Below are 18386 nucleotides of genomic sequence, written 5' to 3'. Positions count from 1 at the left end.
CGCAGATGACATCGATCAGACGAGGCGCACCCTCAGACACGCCGCGCGTGAACCTAGTCCGGCAGCCGCCGGCTCATGCCGTCCGGCTCGTCCAGCCACAACACATGAGCCCCGCCCGGGGAGACGGTCAGGCCGTAGCGCTCATGCCCCGGCCGCCCGGCATCCCGCCACTGAGTGAGCAGCGGCTCCCGCTCGGCCCACAGATCACGCGGACCGCCGTGGTCGAGCCGAGCGGACATGACTCCGGTCCCGGTCATGGTGATGCGCGCCCACGACGAGCTCTCCGGGTCGAAGAGACACCGGATCTGCCGGCCCTCGTCATCCACCAGAGCGAAGTCGGCCACCGAGGGGTGCAGCAGCGAGGTGAGGAACTGCGGTCCGACGGCGTCCAGGACTGCGGGGAGGGTGATCTCCCGGGTCTGGCCGGACCACGTCAGCAGTGGCTGCACGAGGTTCCCCGCGGTGGTGCCCACCGTGTCGGGGGTGGGCCGGGCGTTCATGAAGGTGGCCAGGCCGTGGAGGAACCGGCCGCCGCAGGAGTGGTCGGCTGCGACCACCAGGCGCACGATGCCGCAGCCGATGTTGGCCACGATCACCCCGCCCGGGCGCAGTTGCTCCTGCCAGGGGGGCGGGATCCGGCCCACTCCGCACGTCGCCAGCAGCCGATCGTACGGTGCGCGCTCCGGGTGGCCGGCCATCCCGTCCCCGGCGACGAGAGTGGGCTCGTACCCGGCCGCGCGCAGGCGGGCCCTCGCCGCGGCCACCAGATCGGGATCGACGTCGACCGTTACGACATGGTCGGCGCCCAGGCGGTGGGAGAGCAGCGCGGCGTTGTAGCCGGTGCCCGCGCCGATCTCCAGCACGGTGTCGCCGTCCCGCACCCCGAGGGCCTCGAGCATCCGCGCCATGAGGGAGGGCTGGGTGGACGAGCTGGTGGCGGTGCCGTCCTGATCGAACTGGGTCAACAGGGAGACGTCCTGGTAGGCCGCGGCCAGCCACGCGGGGTCACCCTGGCTGTACCTGTGCAGCGTGCCCTGCGCCCGGACGGTGAAGTCGGGGACGAACAGTTCGCGGGGGACGCTCAGGAAGGCGGCGCGCCACGGCTCGGACCGGACGCAGCCAGCCCTCACGAGGTGGTCGGCCATGTGGTGGCGGAGCTCGTCAGCGGATGGTGCGTCGGTGATGCTCATGGACGGGCCCTCTCCAGTAGGTCAGCGAGTGCTCGGGTGATGGGTGTGCGCAGGTCCGGGATGAATCCCCACTGCCCGTTGGGGTTGACGTCGATCAGGTACCAGTGCCCTTGTGGGTTAACGAGGAAGTCCAGGGCGACGTATCGCAGACCGAACGTGAACGTGAGCATGTGGACGCCCCGGGCGACGCGCTCGGGCACCCGGCACGGCCGGTAGGTCAGGCTGTCGTAGTCCGCCCGGAAGTCGATGTGGGAGGCGGCTGAGCCCGCGTGGATCTCGGCGGCGAAGAGCCGCTCGGCGACAGCGGTGAGCCTGACCTCGTACGCCTTGGCCACCCACTCCTGAAACTGGTGCGCGGTGCGCCTGACGGACTCATCGATCTCGCCGGGCCGGACCTGCGTCGTCCACAGGGCCTGTGGCCGGTCGTCTCTGTCGCTGGGGTGGGTAGTGCCGAGCGCCTTGTACGCGGCGACGCGGCCGGGCAGCGCGCAGACGAACTCCCGGGCCTCGACCGGGTCGTTGGTGACCAGCGTCTGGGGCACTAAGAGCCCACTGCGGGCTGCCGCGGCCAGCGCCACGGGCGGGAGGGCGGCGAGAGCGTTGCGGTGGGGGTGGTTCACCCACAGGCAGGGCAGTGCGGCCACCAGACCGCCGAATCCGGCCCGTGCCTCAGCGTCGGCCCACCGGGCGTCTTGCTCGGGCAGGTTTGGGTGCAGGCGGTGCGCGGCGGGCCGCCGGTAGTACACCGACCGGACGTCGGTGAGAGAGACGTCCCGGTGCTGACCACGTAACGCGCCCTCCCACGACATGTGGTCGGGGCCGATCCGGGCCGCCATGCTCAAGCTCTCCGGGAAGTCTCCGGGATCGAGGCGATGGACAGGTATGGATCGCTCGTTGAGCTCCGCTATGACGAGGTCAGCGGTCGCGTCAGTGGGCCGGGTCAGCACCAGGACGGTCATGATTCAGGATCCTCCGGTCGCCGACGTCAGTCCGTGTCGTTCTCGGTGTCGGTCGCCAGCTGGCTGTCCTCCTTGGTCTGCGTGGTCGTGGTGAGCTGCGTCTTCATGGACGGTTCGTTGATGAACGGCACCCCCACGGCGGTCACGCTGATCTGCCGCTCGGGGCAGCGGTGCAGGGCCGGCAGGGTGAGCGTCTCATCGGCGACGGGTACGGCCTTGGACAGCCCGAACGGCCTCACGGGGTGGGTCTGCGTGCGTTCCATGGTCAGTGCCACGGGGTTCTCCATTCGTGTGCGGATCTTCTGTGAGGGGACTCCGGCCCCGCGGTCCCATTTCGGGGCCGGAGTCCCTGCCCTGCGGCGGGCGGCAGTGCCTGGTTTCACCGGCCGCAGGGTGTCTGGGGGGTGGGCCGTCAGCGACGAAGTCCAGCCCGGGGCGGGGGATCCCCAGGCGCCAACGGCCCACCCGGCCTACGGGGCCGGCGTGCCCGCGATGCAGAGCACGACGACGAGCGCGAGCAGCGCCAGCCCTGCGCCAACGACCACGCCAGCGCGAGCAACGCGGAACGCGTACATGACGGCTCTACGCGGCACCGGTGGCCTCCTTGCACAGCGGTCGGCACACCCACAGCTCGACCACTTCGGTGGTGCTGCCGCTGTTCCACTTGACCGGGCCGAGCAGCTGGTCGGCATACAGCCGCCGCCCGCACAGAGCGCAGTCCCAGCCCTGCAGCTGGGGCCCGGTCAGCGTGTCGGGGTCCGGCAGCTCGATGCCCGGGAGCAGTGAGGGCTGCTGGCAGGGCGTCATCGGGGCCGCCCCTCGTGCGCGGCCGCGGCCGCACTGGTGAGGCTGCGCGGCTGGCGCCTGGTGTAGAGCGGCGCGTGCGGGGGGCAGGCGTAGACGGTGCGGCCGACGTCGCTGCTGTGCTCCACCTCGACCGGAATGGGCTCGTCGGTGGGCAGCTGGCAGTGGTAGCAGAGTTGGCGCCCCTCGGGCGCGCGCCCGTACTCGGCGCGGTCAGCCTCGGCCAATGCGCCCCACAGCCTGGAGGCGTCGGTCAGGTAGTGATCGGCCGACAGCGGAACGCGCCAGTGGGTGCGGGGGCCCTCGGTCCAGGAGGCGGGCGGTACGCCGAGGTAGGTGCTCTCGTCCGCGAGCTGGGTAAGGACGCGGACTTGCCGCAGGTGCCAGCTCGTAGCGGAGCCCACGGCGACGAGCCAGTACAGGGGGCCGTGCTTGTCCTGGATGACGGCCCCGGTCTCGTCACCGAGCAGTTCCAACGCGCGCTCGCCGACGGTCGGGGCGGCCCGCACGGCGTCCCACCATTTGCCCGCGGGTAACGCCTCGACGTCCACAGCGGGCGGTGGTGTCCATGATGGGGACTTGAAGGAGTCAGTTGCCATTCGGTTCGCCTTGGTCGCGGTGGTCTTCACAGACGACGACAGGCCACACACGATCCCGGCCGGGGAGGCTGATGTGCCCGGCGGCGTACAGCGTCCGGGCGACGGCTCCGCAGCGAAAGCACGCCTTGCCGTGGAGCCGCGCGATGCTGATGTGCTCGCTGACGGGCACCCTGAAGGGGTCGGCCATGGCTGGTGCTGTCCCATCTGCCTGGTCGGTGTGGACAGGTAGATGGTTCTCCGCTGGAAGGGCCACAAGTGACCCAGCGAGGGTCAGCCAGGGTCACTCGCCTGCATGGCACCACTCAGCGAAGTTGCTGAGGCTCTCCGCGTCGGCGCGCCGCAGGCGACGGAGCGTGGCGGCGTCCTCCCGCACCCATGGGTGATCGCGCGTGTGCTGAGGCGCGATATGGCGAGCGACCTTCAAGGACTCGAACGCATCCCGCGGGAGCCCCGACCACAGTTGGGCGCGGGCTACCTCGATGTAGAAACCGCTCCGGCGCTCTGCAGGCAGGTCACTTGGCGGCGCCCACTCGTTGGCGATATCGAGTGCTCGGTGAACGTGATCGCGGCCGAGGCTGACCGCGACAGACACCTCATGGATGCGGACGTTGTCTGGACCGAACGCCGTTCCGTGGTAGACGTCCTCTGGCACAGCGTCCCCTAGGCGCAGGGCCTCCGCGAGGTGTTGGTCTGCAGCCTCGGCAAGACCGGCGCGGCCAGCGATCACCGCTGCCCGCATATGCAAGACACCCTGAGCGGCGGTCTCCGCGTCATCGCGACCGGCAGGTGCCCTGTCGATCGCGGTCTGCAGCATCCGCAGTCCAGCAGTGTGAGCACGGGCGGCGAAGAAGGTCTCGGTGCGCACGTAGGCGACAGTGGCGTCCAACAGTGGATTGTCCGCGTATGGTGCTGCCCAGCGCATCAGATCTACCAGGCGAGCAGACAGATCTCGGGCGCCGTACTTGTACGCCACAGCGTCAGCCGTTCGCAGCCCGGCAACTAGCAGGCTGGCCACCTCGGATTGCTCTTCGGGCGGAGCAAGGTGGAAGGCGCGGATTAGTTCGCTGATGAGTAGGGGTAGTTGGCGTGTGATCCGGACGTATTGCGAGGCCAGGCGCCAGGTCACTACCTCATCCACTGCTGCGCGGAGTTCTCCGAGTTGCCGCACTGGCCCGTCGTCTGGCCCCTCGTACGCAGCGATGACGGCGGACAGGGACGGCATAGCGGCGTGGACGCGGGCGTCCGCCCGGTCTCGACTGCCCAGCAAGACGGATGGGTCGACACCTAGAGCAGCGGCGAGGGACTCCATCACGTTGTCGCCAGCACCCCGCGCTCCGCGTTCGATCTTCCGCAAGGTGCCGACGTGTACCCCGGCGGCGTCTGCGAGTTCTTGCTGCGTCATGCGAGCGATGCGGCGCTGATAGGCCACGCGCTTGCCAAGATCCTTGGGCATACTGATGCTCCGTTCGGGCGTCCACTCCGAACGGTAGCGAGCGGTTTCCCACTACGGTGGGGCCGCTCGGCTCATGGCGTGGCGAGTGGTACGAGATCGTGCAGCGAATCGAGGTGCCAGTCAGCGGCGGCCGTCTCGGCCGTGTCCGCCCACAGGTGACCCCACGGCCCACGGCGTAGATGCGCAGTGCGCAGGCCCGCGGCTTTTGCTGGCTGGGTGTCGTTCGCAGGATGGTCGCCTACGTACACGATCTCATCGGGTGCGGTTCCTGCCAGGTCCAGAACACGGGCGAAGAAGCGCGGGTCCGGCTTCGCGATGCCCCACTCTCCCGAGGTCGCGATCTCGTCGACCGGGAGGTCCAGTGCTCGCAGCAGCTTCCCGGCGCGCGCCGTCTGGTTGCCTGCGATCACGACTCGCGCGCCTGACTTGCGGAGAGCGGCAAGGGCTGGACGTACGTCCGGGTAAAGATCTTCTTCGCTTATCTGCTCACCCAGCCCAGCGGCCTCCATGGCGGACCTCTCCGCGGCAATGTCGATGTCCGGTCGAATGAGCCGGAGGGCATCCGCGTTGTCGCGCCCTTGAGCGACGACCGCGCCGACGAGGGCCGAGAGCGTGTGCCGGGGAATGCCCAGCCAGTCGGCCCAGGTAGCCCACCCACGGTCATCCCGGATCAGGGTCTCGCCAACGTCGAGGGCCACAGCGCGGATCATGCAGGCAGCCTAGGACAAGACCAGGAAGCAGTGGACGACCGGCTTATGATCCGGCCGTGGAAATCCCCGACAGACCCATCGAACTCCAGCAGACCGCCGACGCCGAGCACGCCGAGCCCAGCGGTCTCACCGGTGACGAGCACGCCGCCCAGTGACAGTGCTGGAAGCCTTGCAAGGCGGATGTCGGCGGTTCGAACCCGTCTGCGCCCATAGTGTTTGACCAATCGACGGAGCCCCGTACCACGATCGGTACGGGGCTTTGTTCACTGCCTCATCCCGCCCCGCCATCCAGCAGCCAGTGGTAACGCAGCCGCAGTGCCCGCTCGGTGCTGGCTGCCACGGTGCAGAGCCCGACCACGGTGTTGCCCCAGGCCGGTAGATCGATGGGCGAGGTGAAGGTGCCGACGTACTGGGCGACGCCCTCCGGAGCCCGGGTGACCTGTTCGGTGAGCTGAAGGACCAGGAGCACCAGGCCGATCGCGAGCACGGTCACCGAGAGGAAACCGATCCAGCGGCTCAGTGCGGGGTGCGATCGGTCGAGGCGGGCGCGGCGGCCTTCGGCGGAGTGGGGGTCCGGGGCGAGTGGGTACTCGGCCCCCTCGGCGGTGACGTAGTGGCAGCGCTTGAGCCCGAAGGTGCTCGCCCTTACTTCGACGGTGCCGCCCTGGACGGGGAAGACGGCAGGGACTGTGGACTCGGCGTGATGCCTGCCATCGAGGTACAGGTGGGCTATGACCTTGCCGGACGAGGACGAGTGCTTCTGATGCCTGACGTCGACGGCGTAGACCGTCTGTCGGCCGTCGTCGTTCTTCAGCCGAAGATGGAACAGTGCCCGGGAAAGCATCTGCCACCAGCGGAAACGCTTCAGTGCTCGCCCATCCCCGGGCTTGACCCGCTGGACGGCCCGACGATGCCGCAAGTCCTTGAACATGCCTCGACTCCCGTTACTTGCTCGGCTCCGCCGCGCAGGCGAGGTCCTGCGCCGGACGCTGTCCGGTGGTCAGGAATGCCGTCACCGCGTCGTTCGCGCACGTGTTGGGGCCGAACGGATAGACACCGTGCCCGCCTTGGTCGGCCGTCACCATCGTGGCCCGCTTCCCGAACGCCCGCCGCAGCTTCCGGGCGCCGGCCAGCGGTGTCCCCGGGTCGCGCTCGTTCTGCACCATGAGCACGTTCGACGGGCCCCGGTCACCGATGCGCACCGGCGGCTCGTCCCGCTTGTCCGGCCAGAACGCGCACGGTCCGATACCGGCCGAGGACCCGCCCAGCATCGGGTATGTCAGCCGGTCGACCGCGACATTCCGCTGGTACTCGCGGACCGTTTCCGGCCAGCGATTATCGCCGCATATCACCGCAAAGCGGGCGGACATGAAGTTTTCCATGTCTTCCATCGACGGCGGGGTGTCGGGCGGCAATGGCCGATCCTTGTCGAGCGCCTGCCACATCTCGGCCACCAAGGGCATGGACGCATCGCTGTAGAGGCGGTCAAAGGTGATCCCGCGGAACAACGTCGCGTCGATGCCCCGGACCGGCTTCGCCTCCAACCGCTCCGCGAGATCGAAGAATTTCGCGGTCACCTGGCCCGGTGTGGTGCCCAGACCGTATTCGGGGTGCGCGGCCGCGAACGCCGCGAAGTCCGGGAACCGGTCCTCCATTCCCCGGGCGAGCGACCGCGTGGCCGTGACGTCGTAACCGCCGGGGCCCAGGTTGCTGTCGAGCACGATCCGGTCGCTGCGCCCCGGGAACAGCGTCGTGTACACCGCACCGAGGTAGGAGCCGTAGGACCCACCGAGGTACGAGAGCTTCGGCTCGCCCAGCGCCGCCCGGATACGGTCCATGTCGCGCGCGGTGTTCGCGGTGGTGGTGTGCGGGTGCATCCACGCCGTCCGAGAGGTGGCGCACTGCTCGGCGATCGTCCGCGCGTGCCCCGCCTCCCGCGCGACATCGGCCGCGGTGTGCGCGTACGGCGGGAGATTGCCGCGCTTGCGCTGCTCCGGTGTCAGATCGCAGGTCACCGGCGTGCTGCGGCCGACGCCGCGCGGGTCGAAGCCGATCACGTCGTAGGAGTCCAGCACTTCCTGCGGCAGTTTTGAGGCGGTGAGAGCGGCCGGGTAACCGAGTCCTGTGATGCCGGGGCCGCCTGGATTGGTCAGCAGTACGCCGCGGCGCTGCGAGGATTTCGCGCTCGCCAGCCGGGAGATCGCGATCTCGATCTGTCGGCCGTCAAGATTGCGGTAGTCCAGCGGGACTTTGAGTGTCGCGCATTCGAGGCGGGATGGGGCGGCCGTACGGGGTGAGTCGGCCTTCTCCGAGCACGGGCCCCACCGCACGGTGTCCGGCGTCGTCGCCGCGTCCGGCGTCGCCACCGACACTTCCGGAATCACGGTCAGCGCCACCGCGGTCGTCGCCACCGTGGCGGCGGCGAGGGCGAGGGGCAAAGTTTTTCTACGCATCTGATTGTTCTCCTGAGGGGCGCACGGGGGCGCCGGAATGGGCGGGCTACGGCCCCGCCGCCGGCCGTTCCTGCGGACCAGCACGTCGATCCGGGCGAGGGTGTGGAGGCCGAGGGCGGCCGGGCTGAGCGCGAGCACGGTGAGTCCGCTCCCCGGAGCGCGTCGGCGCACATGCCGCAGGGGCGAGCCGGGGCGTCACGGATGCCGTCAGAGCTTTCCTCGGCCGCGGCCACCCGCGGAATTACCGAAGAGCCCGGTGTTCGGTCGCTGGCGGGTGTGTGCCCAGCCACTGGCCACCATTCCGACGAGCGCGATGCATCCGAGGAGGATCAGCCGGCCGGTAAGGCCGCCAGGGACCCAGTCGACGATGCCCCACAGCAGCTCGGAGTCGTGGTCGAGCAAACCGCGGATCACCGTTTGGGCGGCCAGGGCTGTGATCACCAACCCGACCGCCTCAAGGGCCGTATAGCCACCCTGGCGCATCGCGTCTCTCCGTCTCGTGTCCGGTTGTCTCGGCACGTGAACGAGTCTGTTCGCGCGGCGCGGTCGGCACATCGGCCCGGCGGTTCGAACCGTCTGCGACCTGAGGCGAGGTGGTGATTCGACTCTGGTCGAGGGCGCACCCACCCCTGGGTCTGATTCACCGGCCGCACGGTCTCGCGATAATGACCAGGTGAACACGGACGTCGCGCCACGGCTCGGGTGGTGGCAGCAGACCTGGCGGCTCGCGGCGGCAGCGGCAGCGGGCATACCGTTCTGGCTCTCCATCGGTGTGCTGATGCGGAGGCAGACGGGCGAAACGGGCTCGTGGTTCCTCATCGGTGATCCGCTGGTGGCTCTCGGCTGCCTGACGGCGCTGATATGGCGGCGGCGGTTCCCGCTCGCCGTCGCCATGGCGGTCGCGATCGCCTCGACCGCGTCGGCACTCGCCTCCGGCGCCGCGTTTCTGGCGCTGGTTTCGCTCTCCACTCGTCGCCGTCCGGTGGAGAGCGGGGTCGTCGGGCTGGCCTTCGTGACCGCGTCACAGTTCACCGGCGGGCTCTATCCGGTCCAGCGCACGTCCGACTCGTGGTGGCTCGAACTCACGTTCCCGGCGCTGACCGCGGGCATCGCGGTGGCCGTGGGCATGGCCATCGGCGCGCGCCGCGTCGAAGTGCGGTCCTTGCGGGACCGGGCGGAGAGCGCGGAACGGGAACAGACCGCACGAGCGGCGCAGGCACGGGCCCTGGAACGGAACCGGATCGCCCGCGAGATGCACGATGTGCTCGCGCACCGGATCTCCCTGGTCGCCATGCAGGCCGGAGTGCTGGACCACCGCGGCGACCTCACCGCCGAGGAGAACCGCGTGCTGGTCCGCGGCATCGCCGACGGCTCCCACCAAGCCCTGGAAGAACTACGGGATGTCCTCGGTGTGCTCCGGGCCGACCCGGGCCGCCCGGAACCGCCACAACCCTCCCTCGAGCGAATCCCCGACCTGGTGGCCGACGCCCGCACATCGGGACTGGACGTCACGTTCACCACCACCGTGACGGGAGTTCCGTCCGACGTCGTCGGACGAACCTGCTACCGGATCGTCCAAGAAGGACTGACCAACGCAGCGAAACACGCCCCCGGCGCTTCCGTACGCATCGCCCTCGAAGGAACGGCGGGCGACACACTCAACGTCAGCGTGCACAACTCCGCAGCCACCAGGGCGACCGCACAACCACCGGCATCGGGATTCGGGCTGCTCGGTCTCACCGAACGCGTCGACCTCGCCGGCGGAGAACTCAACCATCACCGCACACCCGACCACGGGTACCTCCTCACCGCACAACTACCTTGGCCAAAACCCAGCCACGAAAAGAGAACATGAGTGGACAGCGAGCGGGAGCCGGTACGTGTCGTCGTCGTCGACGACGAACAGCTGGTGCGCATGGCGCTGCGGCTCGTCATCGACGGCGAACCGGACCTGACCGTCGTCGCGGAGGCGGCCGACGGGAACGCCGCGATCGCCGTGGTGGACGAGCAGCGGCCGGACGTCGTGCTGATGGACGTGCGGATGCCCGGCCGTGACGGTCTCAGCACCACCCGGGAACTCCTCACCCGACCGGTGCCGCCGCGGGTGCTCATGCTGACCACCTTCGACTCCGACGATCTCGTGCTCGGCGCACTGCGCGCCGGAGCGCTCGGGTTCGTCCTCAAGGACACCCAACCGCCGCAGATCCTGGACGCGGTGCGGACCATCGCGGACGGCAACCCCGTGCTGTCTCCGGCGGCGACGGCACGAGTGATCGCCGCAGCCACCGGCCCGCAGTCCGTCCACGCTCGCCACTCATCCCGCGAAGCCGCGCGGAGACAGCTGTCCGCACTGACCGAACGAGAACGCGAAACCGCTCGGGCCATCGCGGACGGACTGGGCAACCCGGAGATCGCCCAGCGGCTGCACATCAGCGTCGCGACCGTCAAGGCCCACACCAGCAGCCTGTTCGCCAAGCTGGCGGTGGAGAACCGGGTACAGATCGCACTCCTGGTCCGCGACGCGGAGGAATGACCGTGCAACAAGCGTGTATGGAAAGGGCTGTCAGGACCGGCTGCTGGGCCTCGGTGCCACCTTCGTCGCCGATCACCGGAATCCCGATGGTTCAGGCTGGGCCATCCTCGCTGATCCCGAAGGCAACGAATTCTGCGTTCTGCGCAGCGAGTCCGACCGAGCGGCCATGCATTCCTGACGCTCAAGTTCCACGGGCCCGAGCGGAACCCGTAGGGTCCCCCCATGGTGAGTGCGACCGTCCGTGAGTGGAGCGATGAGGAAGGCTGGGGCGTGCTCGACTCGCCCGAGACTCCGGGCGGCTGCTTCGGCCACTTCTCCGACATCCAGGTGACCGGCTTCCGCACGCTGTCGCCCGGACAGCGGGTGGACCTCGAGTGGGAAGCTCCTGGCTTCAAACAGGACGGGTACGACTACCGCGCGGTGACCATCGTGCCTCGATCCGGCTGACATCCGCTTCCTCGTGCGCGGACTGCCCGGACCACCGCCGCCGACCGTGCTTGACTTCGAGCGCACCCGAATCCATAGCGTGCCGTCATGAGTGACAGCACCACACCCCAGCACAAGATCGGTTCGGGATTCGGCGCCCGGAGTACCGCCGACGACGTCCTCGCGGGCATCGACCTCACCGGTCGGCTCGCCCTGGTGACGGGCGGCTACTCGGGCATCGGCGTCGAGACCACGCGCGCACTGACGAAGGCCGGCGCCCGTGTCGTGGTCCCGGCCCGCCGGGTCGGCGCGGCACAGGAGGGCCTGGCCGGGATCGACGGTGTCGAGGTGGCTGAACTGGACCTCGGCGACCTGGACAGCGTGCGCGCCTTCGCCGAGCGGTTCCTCGCCTCGGGCCGGACCCTGGACATCGTCATCGACAGCGCGGGAATCATGGCCTGCCCCGAGACCCGGGTCGGGCCGGGCTGGGAGGCCCAGTTCGCCACCAACCACCTCGGCCACTTCGCCCTCGTCAACCGCCTGTGGCCGGCGATCGAGCGGGGTGGCGCCCGCGTCGTCTCGGTCTCCTCCACCGGCCACCATGCCTCCCCCATCCGCTGGGACGACGTCCACTGGCGCCACGGCTACGACAAGTGGGAGGCGTACGGCCAGGCCAAGACGGCGAACGTGCTGTTCGCCGTGCAACTCGACCGCCTCGGCCGGGAGCGGGGCGTGCGGGCCTTCTCGCTGCACCCCGGTGGCATCCTCACTCCGCTGCAGCGGCATCTGCCGAAGCAGGAGATGGTGGAGCGGGGCTGGATCGACGAGGACGGCAACCTGCTCCACCCCGAGGCGTTCAAGACGCCGCAGCAGGGTGCGGCCACGCAGGTGTGGGCGGCCACCTCCCCCCGGCTGAACGGCATGGGCGGCGTCTACCTGGACGACTGCGACATCGCCGAGCCCGCCCCGGCGGACGGCTCCCGGGTCGGCGTCAAGGAGTGGGCCACGGACCCGGAGCAGGCCGCCCGCCTGTGGGCGCTGTCCGCCGAGCTGACCGGGGTGGACGCGTTCGCCGCCTGAGAGGTGTGTGGTCGCCGGGGCGCGGGCGTGGCCGCGGGTGCGGGTGCGGTACCCGTGACGGTAGCCGCCTCCGGCGTCACACCGCTCGATCCGTGAGGATCGCGCTCACCACCACCCCGAAGAGGTGCTCGGCGCGCGCCTCCAGCCCGGGCTGGTCGCCGAGCCAGGCGAGCGACGAGGCCAGGGCGAAGAGGTCGGCGCCGTCGATGTCGGTCCGCGCCACGCCCGCGGCCTGGGCGCGGGTGAGGAGCCGAGTGCCGGCCCCGCGCATGGTGACGCAGGAGCTGTGGAGCGCGGACTCGGGGTCCTCGATCGCTTTCATCATCGCCGTCACCACCCCGCGGTAGTTCTTCGTGCACGCGACGAAGTCGCGCAGCCACAACATCACCGCGTCCTGGGGTGAGCTCGTGGTCTCGACCTCGGCCGCGCGTGCCGTCAGCTCGTCGAAGCTCGTACGGAGCAGGGCCTCGAGCAGTGCCTCCCGGCTCGGGAAGTGACGCAACAGCGTCGCCAGCCCGACCCCGGCCTGGCGGGCGATATCGCGCATCGACGCGTCGACGCCCTGCTCGGTGATGACGGCGCCGGCGACGGCCAGCAGACGGTCATGGTTGGCCCGGGCATCCGCCCTCATCTGCCCTCCCTTGAATATCCGGATCACTGACCCGTATAGTCGGATCACTGGTCCGGAAAAACGGATCTGTGGTTCACTTAGTTTACCCCGCGGGGAGACGCAGGAGAGAGCTGTGCCCACACAGAGCATGAAGGCGATCCGGCTGCACGAGTTCGGCGGCCCCCAGGTGCTGCGTCACGAGGAGGTGCCCGTTCCGGAACCGGGGCCGGGCGAGGTGCTCGTCCGTGTACACGCGGTCGGCATCAATCCTCCTGACTGGTACGCCCGCGAGGGGATGCCCGACGTACCGGCCGAGCTGAAGCCCCCGATGGATCTCCCCCTGATTCCGGGGACCGACGTCTCGGGCGTCGTGGAAGCCGTCGCCGCCGACGTCGACGGCTTCGCGCCCGGAGACGAGGTGCTCGGCCTACTGCGCTTCCCCACCGCGCTCCAGGCCGGCGCCTACGCCGAGTACGTCACCGCGCCGGCGTCCGACTTCGCCCGCAAGCCGGCCGGCGTCGACCATGTGCGCGCCGCCGCCCTGCCCATGTCGGCGTTGACCGCATGGCAGTTCTTGATCGAACTCGGGCACGACCACCCCTCGCCGTTCCAAGCGGCCCAGCACCGCCCGATGGCACTCGACAGCGAGAAGGCGGTCCTCGTCAACGGCGCTGCCGGTGGTGTGGGCCACCTCGCCCTCCAGCTGGCCAAGTGGAAGGGAGCCCGCGTCATCGCCGTGGCCTCCGGCGCCCACGAGCGGTTCCTGCGCGAACTCGGCGCCGACGAGTTCATCGACTACACCAAGGAGCGGCCCGAGGACGTCGCCCGTGACGTCGACCTTGTCCTGGACACCGTCGGGGGTCCCGACAGCCGGCGCTTCCTGCGCACCGTCAAGCGCGGCGGGTCCCTCTACCCGGTGTACTTCGGCGAGTTCGACGACGAGGAGAACGCGAAGCTGGGTGTCACGGTCACGGCCGCCCAGGTCCGCTCGAACGGCACGCAGCTCGCCGAGATCGGGCGCCTGCTCGCGGACGGCACGATCCGCGTGGCGATCGACAGCACCTTCCCGCTCGCGGACGCCCGGGCGGCACACGAGCGAGCTGCCCAGGGACACCTCCAGGGCAAGATCGTGCTCACGGTCGCATGAGCGCGAAGGCCGCCCCCGGCTGGGGAGGCGCCCACCTCACTGCGATCCGCCCGGGGAAGGTGGCCCTCGACCCGGCGGAACAGCTCGCCGTCCACCAGACGCTGGCTCGCTATGCCTTCGCCCTGGACCAGCAGGACCTGGAGGCACTGGGAGCAGTCCTGACCGAGGACGCCACATGGGCGTTCAAGATCGCTGGCGAGAGCGGCCTGGGGCCCGTCGTCGGACGCGCGGCGATCCTCGCGTTCGTACGAGACGCGATGGACGCGGAGACCGACCAGCGACGGCACAACCTGGTCAACGTCGTCTTCCACCGTGCGGACGCCGAGACGGCGCTGGTGCACGCCTACCTCATGCTCACGTCGAACGCGGGCGGGGGCGGGGGCGTGGTCGCGACCGGCTTCTACACCTTCGGGCTCGAATGCGCCGGGGGCGAGTGGCGGATCGCCGAGCTGTTCCTCGGCACGGACAACGCCTGGTAGGAAGGACGGTCCCAAGCCAACGGTTACAGATACTCGCTGTAGAAGGCTGTCAGGCGTTCCATTGCCTGGTCGACGTATCGGGGCTCGTCGTACATCTCGTAGTGTCCGGCGCCTTCGACGATGAGCAGATCGATGGGGTTGGGGGCCAGCCCCCACAGTTCCATGCCTGCCTCGTACTGGCCGGTGTTCCCCTGGCGCCCTGCGACGATCACCTGGAGCGGTTGGGTGAGCAGCTGGTCGACGAGGTGGAAGGCGTCGTAGCCGAGGAGCAGCGAGTCGCTGCGGCGAAGGCGCCGGTTGGTCGAGTGCTCGCTGCCGCCTCTTGGCGTTCGGTAGTACGTGATCGCCTGAGTGGTGTCGATGTCGGTGAATCCGGCCGCCGCCGCGTCCTCGAGGGTGTCCGGCAACCAGTTGACCCGCTCGAGGTCTTGCCCGATGACCTCCCGCGTCCGCGCCGCGGCAAGGTCATCGAGTATTGCGGCGGGGCCGTTGGGGGAGAAGCCGGGCCCGCGCCAGGACTCGCCCATGTTGCCGGCGACGACCGTGGCGATCGCCTTGACGCGGTGATCGGTGCGAGCGGTGTGCACGGCGTAGCCGCCACCGGCGCAGATGCCGAGCGCTCCGATCCGCTGTGGATCGATGCCGGGGATGGTACTCAGTTCGTCGATCGCGTAGGAGATGTCTTCGCCGCGACGATAAGGATCCTCGAGGTCACGGGGCTGTCCACCGCTTTGTCCTTGATGGGCAGGGTCGAATGTGAGAGCGGCGAAGCCGTTCTTGGCGAGTCGGGACGCGTAGTTCGCACCGATCTGCTCCTTGACGCTGCTTCCCGGCGTGGAGAGCACGACCGCGGCCTGAGGTGCTGCGGCGTCGAAGCCCTCCGGGAGGTAGAGATCGGCGGCGAGATCGATGGCGCCGCGAGGGATGGAGATGTGCTGGGGCACGAGGGGTCAGCGCCTTCCGCGTAGAATCCTTCGAAGCTGTTCGGCTTCCAGCTAGTTCCAAACCGAACTAGCTCAAGGTCGTACCATATCTCAAGGAGTGCCATGCCGGCGGATGACGCTGCTGAGCTGTGGAAGTTGAATCAACGACTTCTGACCAGGGTTATGAACGCTGCCGCCCCGCAGCTCGAAGAGCTGGGGCTCGAGACGAAGGAGTTCTTCGTTCTCGACGAGGTGGATGCGTGTAAGTACCCGGCCGAGCTCACACGGAAGCTGATGCTTCCGAAGGCGAGCATCACGACGTACTTGCGGAACCTCGTCGACAGCGGGCTGGTGCGCAGAGAGATCGACGAGAGCGACTTGCGCCGCCACCGCCTCATGACGACTCCCGAGGGGCAGCGAGTGCGCGCCAAGGCCCTCGAGGCTCTGGCCTCGGAGTTCTCGACGATGATGGCGCGGCTCGACGAACGAGACCAGTCCGAACTGCGTCGGATGCTGCTGAGGCTCCTCGAGACCGAATAGGCGAAACTCGTCGGGTTCGCTCGTCGAGGGTGCGGCGGAGGCGTGGGCCGCCGGCGTATCCGCGCGCGATGTTGGGCCGGCGAACCGGCCTAGGTCGCTCACGACTCCTTCGCCGGTAGCGCGGCGGCGCTGGGGCCGGCGCGAGGGCGGGTGCAGTGTTCTCCGGCTCGAAGGCGAGATGCGGGGAGGGGACGGCGTCAATGATCGCCGCGGGAGCCTGGTCGCCGGATTTGGTTTCAAGTGAAACCGTATCGAACGGATGAATAGCTGTAATGTGGCCTCATGACCGCCGATGTTTCTCCCCAGTCCACCGCCTCGCGTGCGACCGGTCGCCCCGGGGATGCCTCGCCCTTCGCTCTCGGGTTGCTGCTGCGCCGGGCGCACTGGCGGGCGGCCGCGGTGATGGGGGAGGCGCTTCGGCCGCTCGGCATTGAGCTGCGGCATTTTGCCGTGCTGATCGTGCTGGTCGACTGCGGGCCCACGGTGCAGCGGGACCTGGTGGCGGCGACGGGGTCGGACAAGGCGGGAATCATGCGGGTCGTGGACGACCTGGAGCGCAAGGGGCTGGTCGTACGGAAGGCCGTTCCGGGGGATCGGCGGGTGCGGGCGGTGGAGATCACGCCTCAGGGTGTCGAGCTTTTCGACGCGGCCCATGTGGCGGCGGAGCCGCTGGCTGAGCGGCTGGTCGCCGAGCTGGGGCCCGGCGAGCCCGAGCGGCTGACGGATCTGCTGAACCGGTTCGCCTATCCGGCGGAGGGTTAGGGGTAGGGCGCGTCCGCGCGACAGTTGCCCGCCGTGTGGGTGCGTTTCGCCGAGCCCGGCTTGTGGGTGCCTGGGGGCTGTGGCCGGCGCCCCTCTGTCCTTGCGTGGGCGACGAGGACGCCGTGTGACCTCCTGGGGCTCGGCGTCACACGGCGTCCATCGTCCAGCACGGGCTACGCGGCGAGGCGCTTCGCGAGGTCCACGGCCTTGGCGGTCGCGTCCTCGAAGGCGCGCTCGCGGGACGCCTCGTAGAGCGGGATCAGGTCGGACATGGCCGGGTTGCGGGGGGCCATGGTGAGCTCCGGGACGATGAAGTCGAGGTCCAGGCCCAGGGTGCGCTTGAGGACGGCCTCCAGATAGTTCTGTACGAAGTCGAAGCCCTCACGCGGGGTGCCCGGTGCGTAGGAGCCGCCGCGGCTGGCGACGACGACGACCGGCGTGCCCTCGGCGGAGGGGGACTCGCCCGCGGTGCGGCCGAGCAGGAGCACGTTGTCCAGCCACGCCTTGAGGGTCGAGGGGATCGAGAAGTTGTGCATCGGGGCGCCGATCAGGACGGCGTCCGCCTGCTCCAGCTCCTCCATGAGCTTCTCGCGCACGGCGAACGCGGTGGACTGCTCCGGGGTGCGCTCGGACGGGGCGGTGTAACCGGCGGACCAGGCGGTGGCGGTCATGTACGGGACGGGATTGGCGGCGAGGTCGCGGTAGATCACCGTGCCCTCCGGGTGCTGCTCCTCCCATGCCTTGCGGAAGGCGGCCGTGACCGAACGGGACGAGGACGCCTCGCCCGGAAGCACGGACGAGTCGATGTGCAGCAGCGTGACCATGAACTTTCTCCAAGAGTGACGCCCGGGGCGGGGAGTCCGGGGCAGGGCTGAGCATTGGCGCTCGACGATAGTTAAACACGAGATAGTATTGAATGATACTGTCGTGAGTGTAGCCGAGATGGGCGCGTCGCGTCGTATTGAGCAGATGGGAGATAGGCGATCTTGGACGTCTACGAGGCGGTCACGAGTCGACGGGCAGTGCGCGGGTTTACCGACCAGCCTGTCCCGAGAGAGGCGCTGGAGCGTGTGCTGTCCGCAGCGGCTTGGGCGCCATCCGGATCGAACATTCAGCCGTGGAACACCTACGTGCTGACCGGCGGGCCGCTCGCCGAGCTCAAGAAGCGGGCCGGCGAGCGCCTGGCCGCGGGCGACCCCTGGGACGAGGCGGAGTATGTGCAGTACCCGCCCGACTTGAAGTCCCCGTACAGCGATCGCCGATCCGCCTTCGGCGAGCAGCGCTACGGGGCACTCGGCATTCCGCGCGAGGACCTGGAGGCGCGCCAGCGGGCCGCTTCCGGGAACTGGCAGTGTTTCGGCGCGCCCGCCGCCCTGTTCTGCTACATCGACCGCGACCTGGGTCCGGCCCAGTGGTCCGACGTCGGCATGTATCTGCAGACCGTCATGCTGCTGCTGCGCGCCGAGGGGCTGCACAGTTGTCCGCAGATGGCATGGGCGAAGTTCCGCAAGAACGTCGCGGAGATCGTCTCGCCCCCGGACAAGCTCATGCTCTTCTGTGGCATGTCGATCGGGTTCGAGGACGTCACCGAGAGAGTCGAGCGTACGGGACGGGCGCCGCTCGAGGAGACGGTCAGGTTCATTGACGGTTGCTGAGGGTCCGTAGGGGGCGAGGGGTCCTCGAGGGCCTCAGGGTCTTCGGGGTCCTCTGGGATCGAG

At 69.2% G+C, this 18386-nt stretch carries 23 protein-coding genes and 1 pseudogene; 10 read left to right on the top strand and 14 right to left on the bottom strand.

Going from position 1 to position 18386, the window contains the following annotated elements; translation table 11 throughout:
* Positions 1-53: 53 nt before the first annotated feature.
* From ACFYOY_RS31575 to ACFYOY_RS31525, 11 genes are all read right to left on the bottom strand, one after another.
* A complete protein-coding gene (locus ACFYOY_RS31575; RefSeq protein ID WP_351882861.1) occupies positions 54-1190 on the bottom strand; it encodes a methyltransferase domain-containing protein in 1137 nt (378 codons plus the stop codon).
* On the bottom strand, positions 1187-2149 hold the full coding sequence (gene tgmB, locus ACFYOY_RS31570) for an ATP-grasp ribosomal peptide maturase (protein WP_351882863.1): 963 nt from the start codon (positions 2147-2149) through the stop codon (positions 1187-1189). Before tgmB ends, ACFYOY_RS31575 begins: the two co-directional genes overlap by 4 nt.
* A 26-nt stretch (positions 2150-2175) precedes the next feature.
* The gene (gene tgmA, locus ACFYOY_RS31565) at positions 2176-2424 is read right to left on the bottom strand and encodes a putative ATP-grasp-modified RiPP (RefSeq protein ID WP_388590889.1); all 249 of its coding nucleotides are present in this window, start codon (positions 2422-2424) and stop codon (positions 2176-2178) included.
* 307 nt (positions 2425-2731) lie between these two features.
* A complete protein-coding gene (locus tag ACFYOY_RS31560) occupies positions 2732-2956 on the bottom strand; it encodes a hypothetical protein (RefSeq protein WP_351882867.1) in 225 nt (74 codons plus the stop codon).
* Positions 2953-3552, bottom strand: coding sequence for a hypothetical protein (locus ACFYOY_RS31555; protein WP_388590887.1), 600 nt, complete (start codon positions 3550-3552; stop codon positions 2953-2955). Before ACFYOY_RS31555 ends, ACFYOY_RS31560 begins: the two co-directional genes overlap by 4 nt.
* Positions 3542-3739: a hypothetical protein gene (locus tag ACFYOY_RS31550; RefSeq protein WP_351882870.1), complete on the bottom strand. Its 198-nt coding sequence runs from the start codon at positions 3737-3739 to the stop codon at positions 3542-3544. The genes ACFYOY_RS31555 and ACFYOY_RS31550 overlap by 11 nt, the downstream gene beginning before the upstream one ends.
* Positions 3740-3832: 93 nt before the next feature.
* A complete protein-coding gene (locus ACFYOY_RS31545; protein ID WP_388590885.1) occupies positions 3833-5005 on the bottom strand; it encodes a helix-turn-helix domain-containing protein in 1173 nt (390 codons plus the stop codon).
* A 71-nt stretch (positions 5006-5076) separates the two neighbouring features.
* Entirely contained in the window at positions 5077-5715 is a 639-nt protein-coding gene (locus ACFYOY_RS31540; RefSeq protein ID WP_351882872.1) for an HAD family hydrolase, read from the bottom strand.
* A 271-nt stretch (positions 5716-5986) separates the two neighbouring features.
* Positions 5987-6646, bottom strand: a complete 660-nt coding sequence (locus tag ACFYOY_RS31535; RefSeq protein ID WP_351882873.1) for a hypothetical protein — start codon at positions 6644-6646, stop codon at positions 5987-5989.
* Between the two features lie 13 nt (positions 6647-6659).
* Complete coding sequence (locus ACFYOY_RS31530) at positions 6660-8168, bottom strand: alpha/beta hydrolase (RefSeq protein WP_388590883.1); 1509 nt, start codon at positions 8166-8168, stop codon at positions 6660-6662.
* A 207-nt stretch (positions 8169-8375) separates the two neighbouring features.
* The gene (locus ACFYOY_RS31525) at positions 8376-8651 is read right to left on the bottom strand and encodes a hypothetical protein (protein WP_351882877.1); all 276 of its coding nucleotides are present in this window, start codon (positions 8649-8651) and stop codon (positions 8376-8378) included.
* Between the two features lie 190 nt (positions 8652-8841).
* Here ACFYOY_RS31525 and ACFYOY_RS31520 point away from each other — a divergent pair, with 190 nt between their 5' ends.
* From ACFYOY_RS31520 to ACFYOY_RS31500, 5 genes and pseudogenes are all read left to right on the top strand, one after another.
* Complete coding sequence (locus ACFYOY_RS31520; protein ID WP_351882879.1) at positions 8842-10023, top strand: histidine kinase; 1182 nt, start codon at positions 8842-8844, stop codon at positions 10021-10023.
* On the top strand, positions 10024-10701 hold the full coding sequence (locus tag ACFYOY_RS31515; protein ID WP_388590880.1) for a response regulator: 678 nt from the start codon (positions 10024-10026) through the stop codon (positions 10699-10701).
* 34 nt (positions 10702-10735) lie between these two features.
* Positions 10736-10879, top strand: a pseudogene (locus ACFYOY_RS31510) (VOC family protein); the annotation flags it as partial.
* Positions 10880-10923: 44 nt separating this feature from the next.
* Positions 10924-11148, top strand: coding sequence for a cold shock domain-containing protein (locus tag ACFYOY_RS31505; RefSeq protein WP_351882883.1), 225 nt, complete (start codon positions 10924-10926; stop codon positions 11146-11148).
* 87 nt (positions 11149-11235) lie between these two features.
* A complete protein-coding gene (locus ACFYOY_RS31500) occupies positions 11236-12207 on the top strand; it encodes an SDR family NAD(P)-dependent oxidoreductase (RefSeq protein WP_388590878.1) in 972 nt (323 codons plus the stop codon).
* A 76-nt stretch (positions 12208-12283) separates the two neighbouring features.
* On the opposite strand, the gene ACFYOY_RS31495 is transcribed toward ACFYOY_RS31500, so the two are convergent.
* Positions 12284-12838, bottom strand: a complete 555-nt coding sequence (locus ACFYOY_RS31495) for a TetR family transcriptional regulator (protein ID WP_351882887.1) — start codon at positions 12836-12838, stop codon at positions 12284-12286.
* Positions 12839-12965: 127 nt separating this feature from the next.
* Here ACFYOY_RS31495 and ACFYOY_RS31490 point away from each other — a divergent pair, with 127 nt between their 5' ends.
* Together ACFYOY_RS31490 and ACFYOY_RS31485 are read left to right on the top strand one after the other, a co-directional pair.
* Entirely contained in the window at positions 12966-13964 is a 999-nt protein-coding gene (locus tag ACFYOY_RS31490; protein ID WP_388591004.1) for an NADP-dependent oxidoreductase, read from the top strand.
* Positions 13961-14443 (top strand): nuclear transport factor 2 family protein, encoded by a 483-nt coding sequence (locus tag ACFYOY_RS31485; RefSeq protein WP_388590876.1) that lies wholly within the window; start codon positions 13961-13963, stop codon positions 14441-14443. Before ACFYOY_RS31490 ends, ACFYOY_RS31485 begins: the two co-directional genes overlap by 4 nt.
* Positions 14444-14466: 23 nt before the next feature.
* On the opposite strand, the gene ACFYOY_RS31480 is transcribed toward ACFYOY_RS31485, so the two are convergent.
* On the bottom strand, positions 14467-15387 hold the full coding sequence (locus ACFYOY_RS31480) for an alpha/beta hydrolase (protein ID WP_351882892.1): 921 nt from the start codon (positions 15385-15387) through the stop codon (positions 14467-14469).
* Between the two features lie 102 nt (positions 15388-15489).
* Between ACFYOY_RS31480 and ACFYOY_RS31475 the strand changes: the two genes are divergently transcribed.
* Together ACFYOY_RS31475 and ACFYOY_RS31470 are read left to right on the top strand one after the other, a co-directional pair.
* Entirely contained in the window at positions 15490-15906 is a 417-nt protein-coding gene (locus ACFYOY_RS31475) for a MarR family transcriptional regulator (protein ID WP_351882894.1), read from the top strand.
* Between the two features lie 282 nt (positions 15907-16188).
* A complete protein-coding gene (locus ACFYOY_RS31470) occupies positions 16189-16668 on the top strand; it encodes a MarR family winged helix-turn-helix transcriptional regulator (protein WP_351882896.1) in 480 nt (159 codons plus the stop codon).
* A gap of 173 nt (positions 16669-16841) precedes the next feature.
* Here the strand turns inward: ACFYOY_RS31470 and ACFYOY_RS31465 are convergent, their stop codons facing one another.
* The gene (locus tag ACFYOY_RS31465) at positions 16842-17492 is read right to left on the bottom strand and encodes an NAD(P)H-dependent oxidoreductase (protein ID WP_351882898.1); all 651 of its coding nucleotides are present in this window, start codon (positions 17490-17492) and stop codon (positions 16842-16844) included.
* A gap of 162 nt (positions 17493-17654) precedes the next feature.
* Between ACFYOY_RS31465 and ACFYOY_RS31460 the strand changes: the two genes are divergently transcribed.
* Positions 17655-18323 (top strand): nitroreductase, encoded by a 669-nt coding sequence (locus ACFYOY_RS31460; protein ID WP_388590873.1) that lies wholly within the window; start codon positions 17655-17657, stop codon positions 18321-18323.
* Positions 18324-18386: the final 63 nt, after the last annotated feature.

It is taken from the genome of Streptomyces sp. NPDC007875, assembly GCF_042868035.1.
GTDB classification, from domain to species: domain Bacteria; phylum Actinomycetota; class Actinomycetes; order Streptomycetales; family Streptomycetaceae; genus Streptomyces; species Streptomyces antimycoticus.
The sequence above is the reverse complement of the archived record's forward strand: the minus strand, read 5'-3'. Positions and strand labels throughout refer to the sequence as shown.

What these genes read in the sequence shown, in the direction of transcription:
- ACFYOY_RS31500 (WP_388590878.1), top strand. Translation starts at nt 11,236, where the DNA reads ATGAGTGACAGCACCACACCCCAGCACAAGATCGGTTCGGGATTCGGC.
- ACFYOY_RS31540 (WP_351882872.1), bottom strand. Translation starts at nt 5,715, where the DNA reads ATGATCCGCGCTGTGGCCCTCGACGTTGGCGAGACCCTGATCCGGGAT.
- ACFYOY_RS31545 (WP_388590885.1), bottom strand. Translation starts at nt 5,005, where the DNA reads ATGCCCAAGGATCTTGGCAAGCGCGTGGCCTATCAGCGCCGCATCGCT.
- ACFYOY_RS31490 (WP_388591004.1), top strand. Translation starts at nt 12,966, where the DNA reads ATGAAGGCGATCCGGCTGCACGAGTTCGGCGGCCCCCAGGTGCTGCGT.
- ACFYOY_RS31575 (WP_351882861.1), bottom strand. Translation starts at nt 1,190, where the DNA reads ATGAGCATCACCGACGCACCATCCGCTGACGAGCTCCGCCACCACATG.
- tgmB (WP_351882863.1), bottom strand. Translation starts at nt 2,149, where the DNA reads ATGACCGTCCTGGTGCTGACCCGGCCCACTGACGCGACCGCTGACCTC.
- ACFYOY_RS31465 (WP_351882898.1), bottom strand. Translation starts at nt 17,492, where the DNA reads ATGGTCACGCTGCTGCACATCGACTCGTCCGTGCTTCCGGGCGAGGCG.
- ACFYOY_RS31530 (WP_388590883.1), bottom strand. Translation starts at nt 8,168, where the DNA reads ATGCGTAGAAAAACTTTGCCCCTCGCCCTCGCCGCCGCCACGGTGGCG.
- ACFYOY_RS31550 (WP_351882870.1), bottom strand. Translation starts at nt 3,739, where the DNA reads ATGGCCGACCCCTTCAGGGTGCCCGTCAGCGAGCACATCAGCATCGCG.
- ACFYOY_RS31525 (WP_351882877.1), bottom strand. Translation starts at nt 8,651, where the DNA reads ATGCGCCAGGGTGGCTATACGGCCCTTGAGGCGGTCGGGTTGGTGATC.
- ACFYOY_RS31485 (WP_388590876.1), top strand. Translation starts at nt 13,961, where the DNA reads ATGAGCGCGAAGGCCGCCCCCGGCTGGGGAGGCGCCCACCTCACTGCG.
- ACFYOY_RS31555 (WP_388590887.1), bottom strand. Translation starts at nt 3,552, where the DNA reads ATGGCAACTGACTCCTTCAAGTCCCCATCATGGACACCACCGCCCGCT.
- ACFYOY_RS31495 (WP_351882887.1), bottom strand. Translation starts at nt 12,838, where the DNA reads ATGAGGGCGGATGCCCGGGCCAACCATGACCGTCTGCTGGCCGTCGCC.
- ACFYOY_RS31475 (WP_351882894.1), top strand. Translation starts at nt 15,490, where the DNA reads ATGCCGGCGGATGACGCTGCTGAGCTGTGGAAGTTGAATCAACGACTT.
- ACFYOY_RS31560 (WP_351882867.1), bottom strand. Translation starts at nt 2,956, where the DNA reads ATGACGCCCTGCCAGCAGCCCTCACTGCTCCCGGGCATCGAGCTGCCG.
- ACFYOY_RS31470 (WP_351882896.1), top strand. Translation starts at nt 16,189, where the DNA reads ATGACCGCCGATGTTTCTCCCCAGTCCACCGCCTCGCGTGCGACCGGT.
- ACFYOY_RS31505 (WP_351882883.1), top strand. Translation starts at nt 10,924, where the DNA reads ATGGTGAGTGCGACCGTCCGTGAGTGGAGCGATGAGGAAGGCTGGGGC.
- ACFYOY_RS31535 (WP_351882873.1), bottom strand. Translation starts at nt 6,646, where the DNA reads ATGTTCAAGGACTTGCGGCATCGTCGGGCCGTCCAGCGGGTCAAGCCC.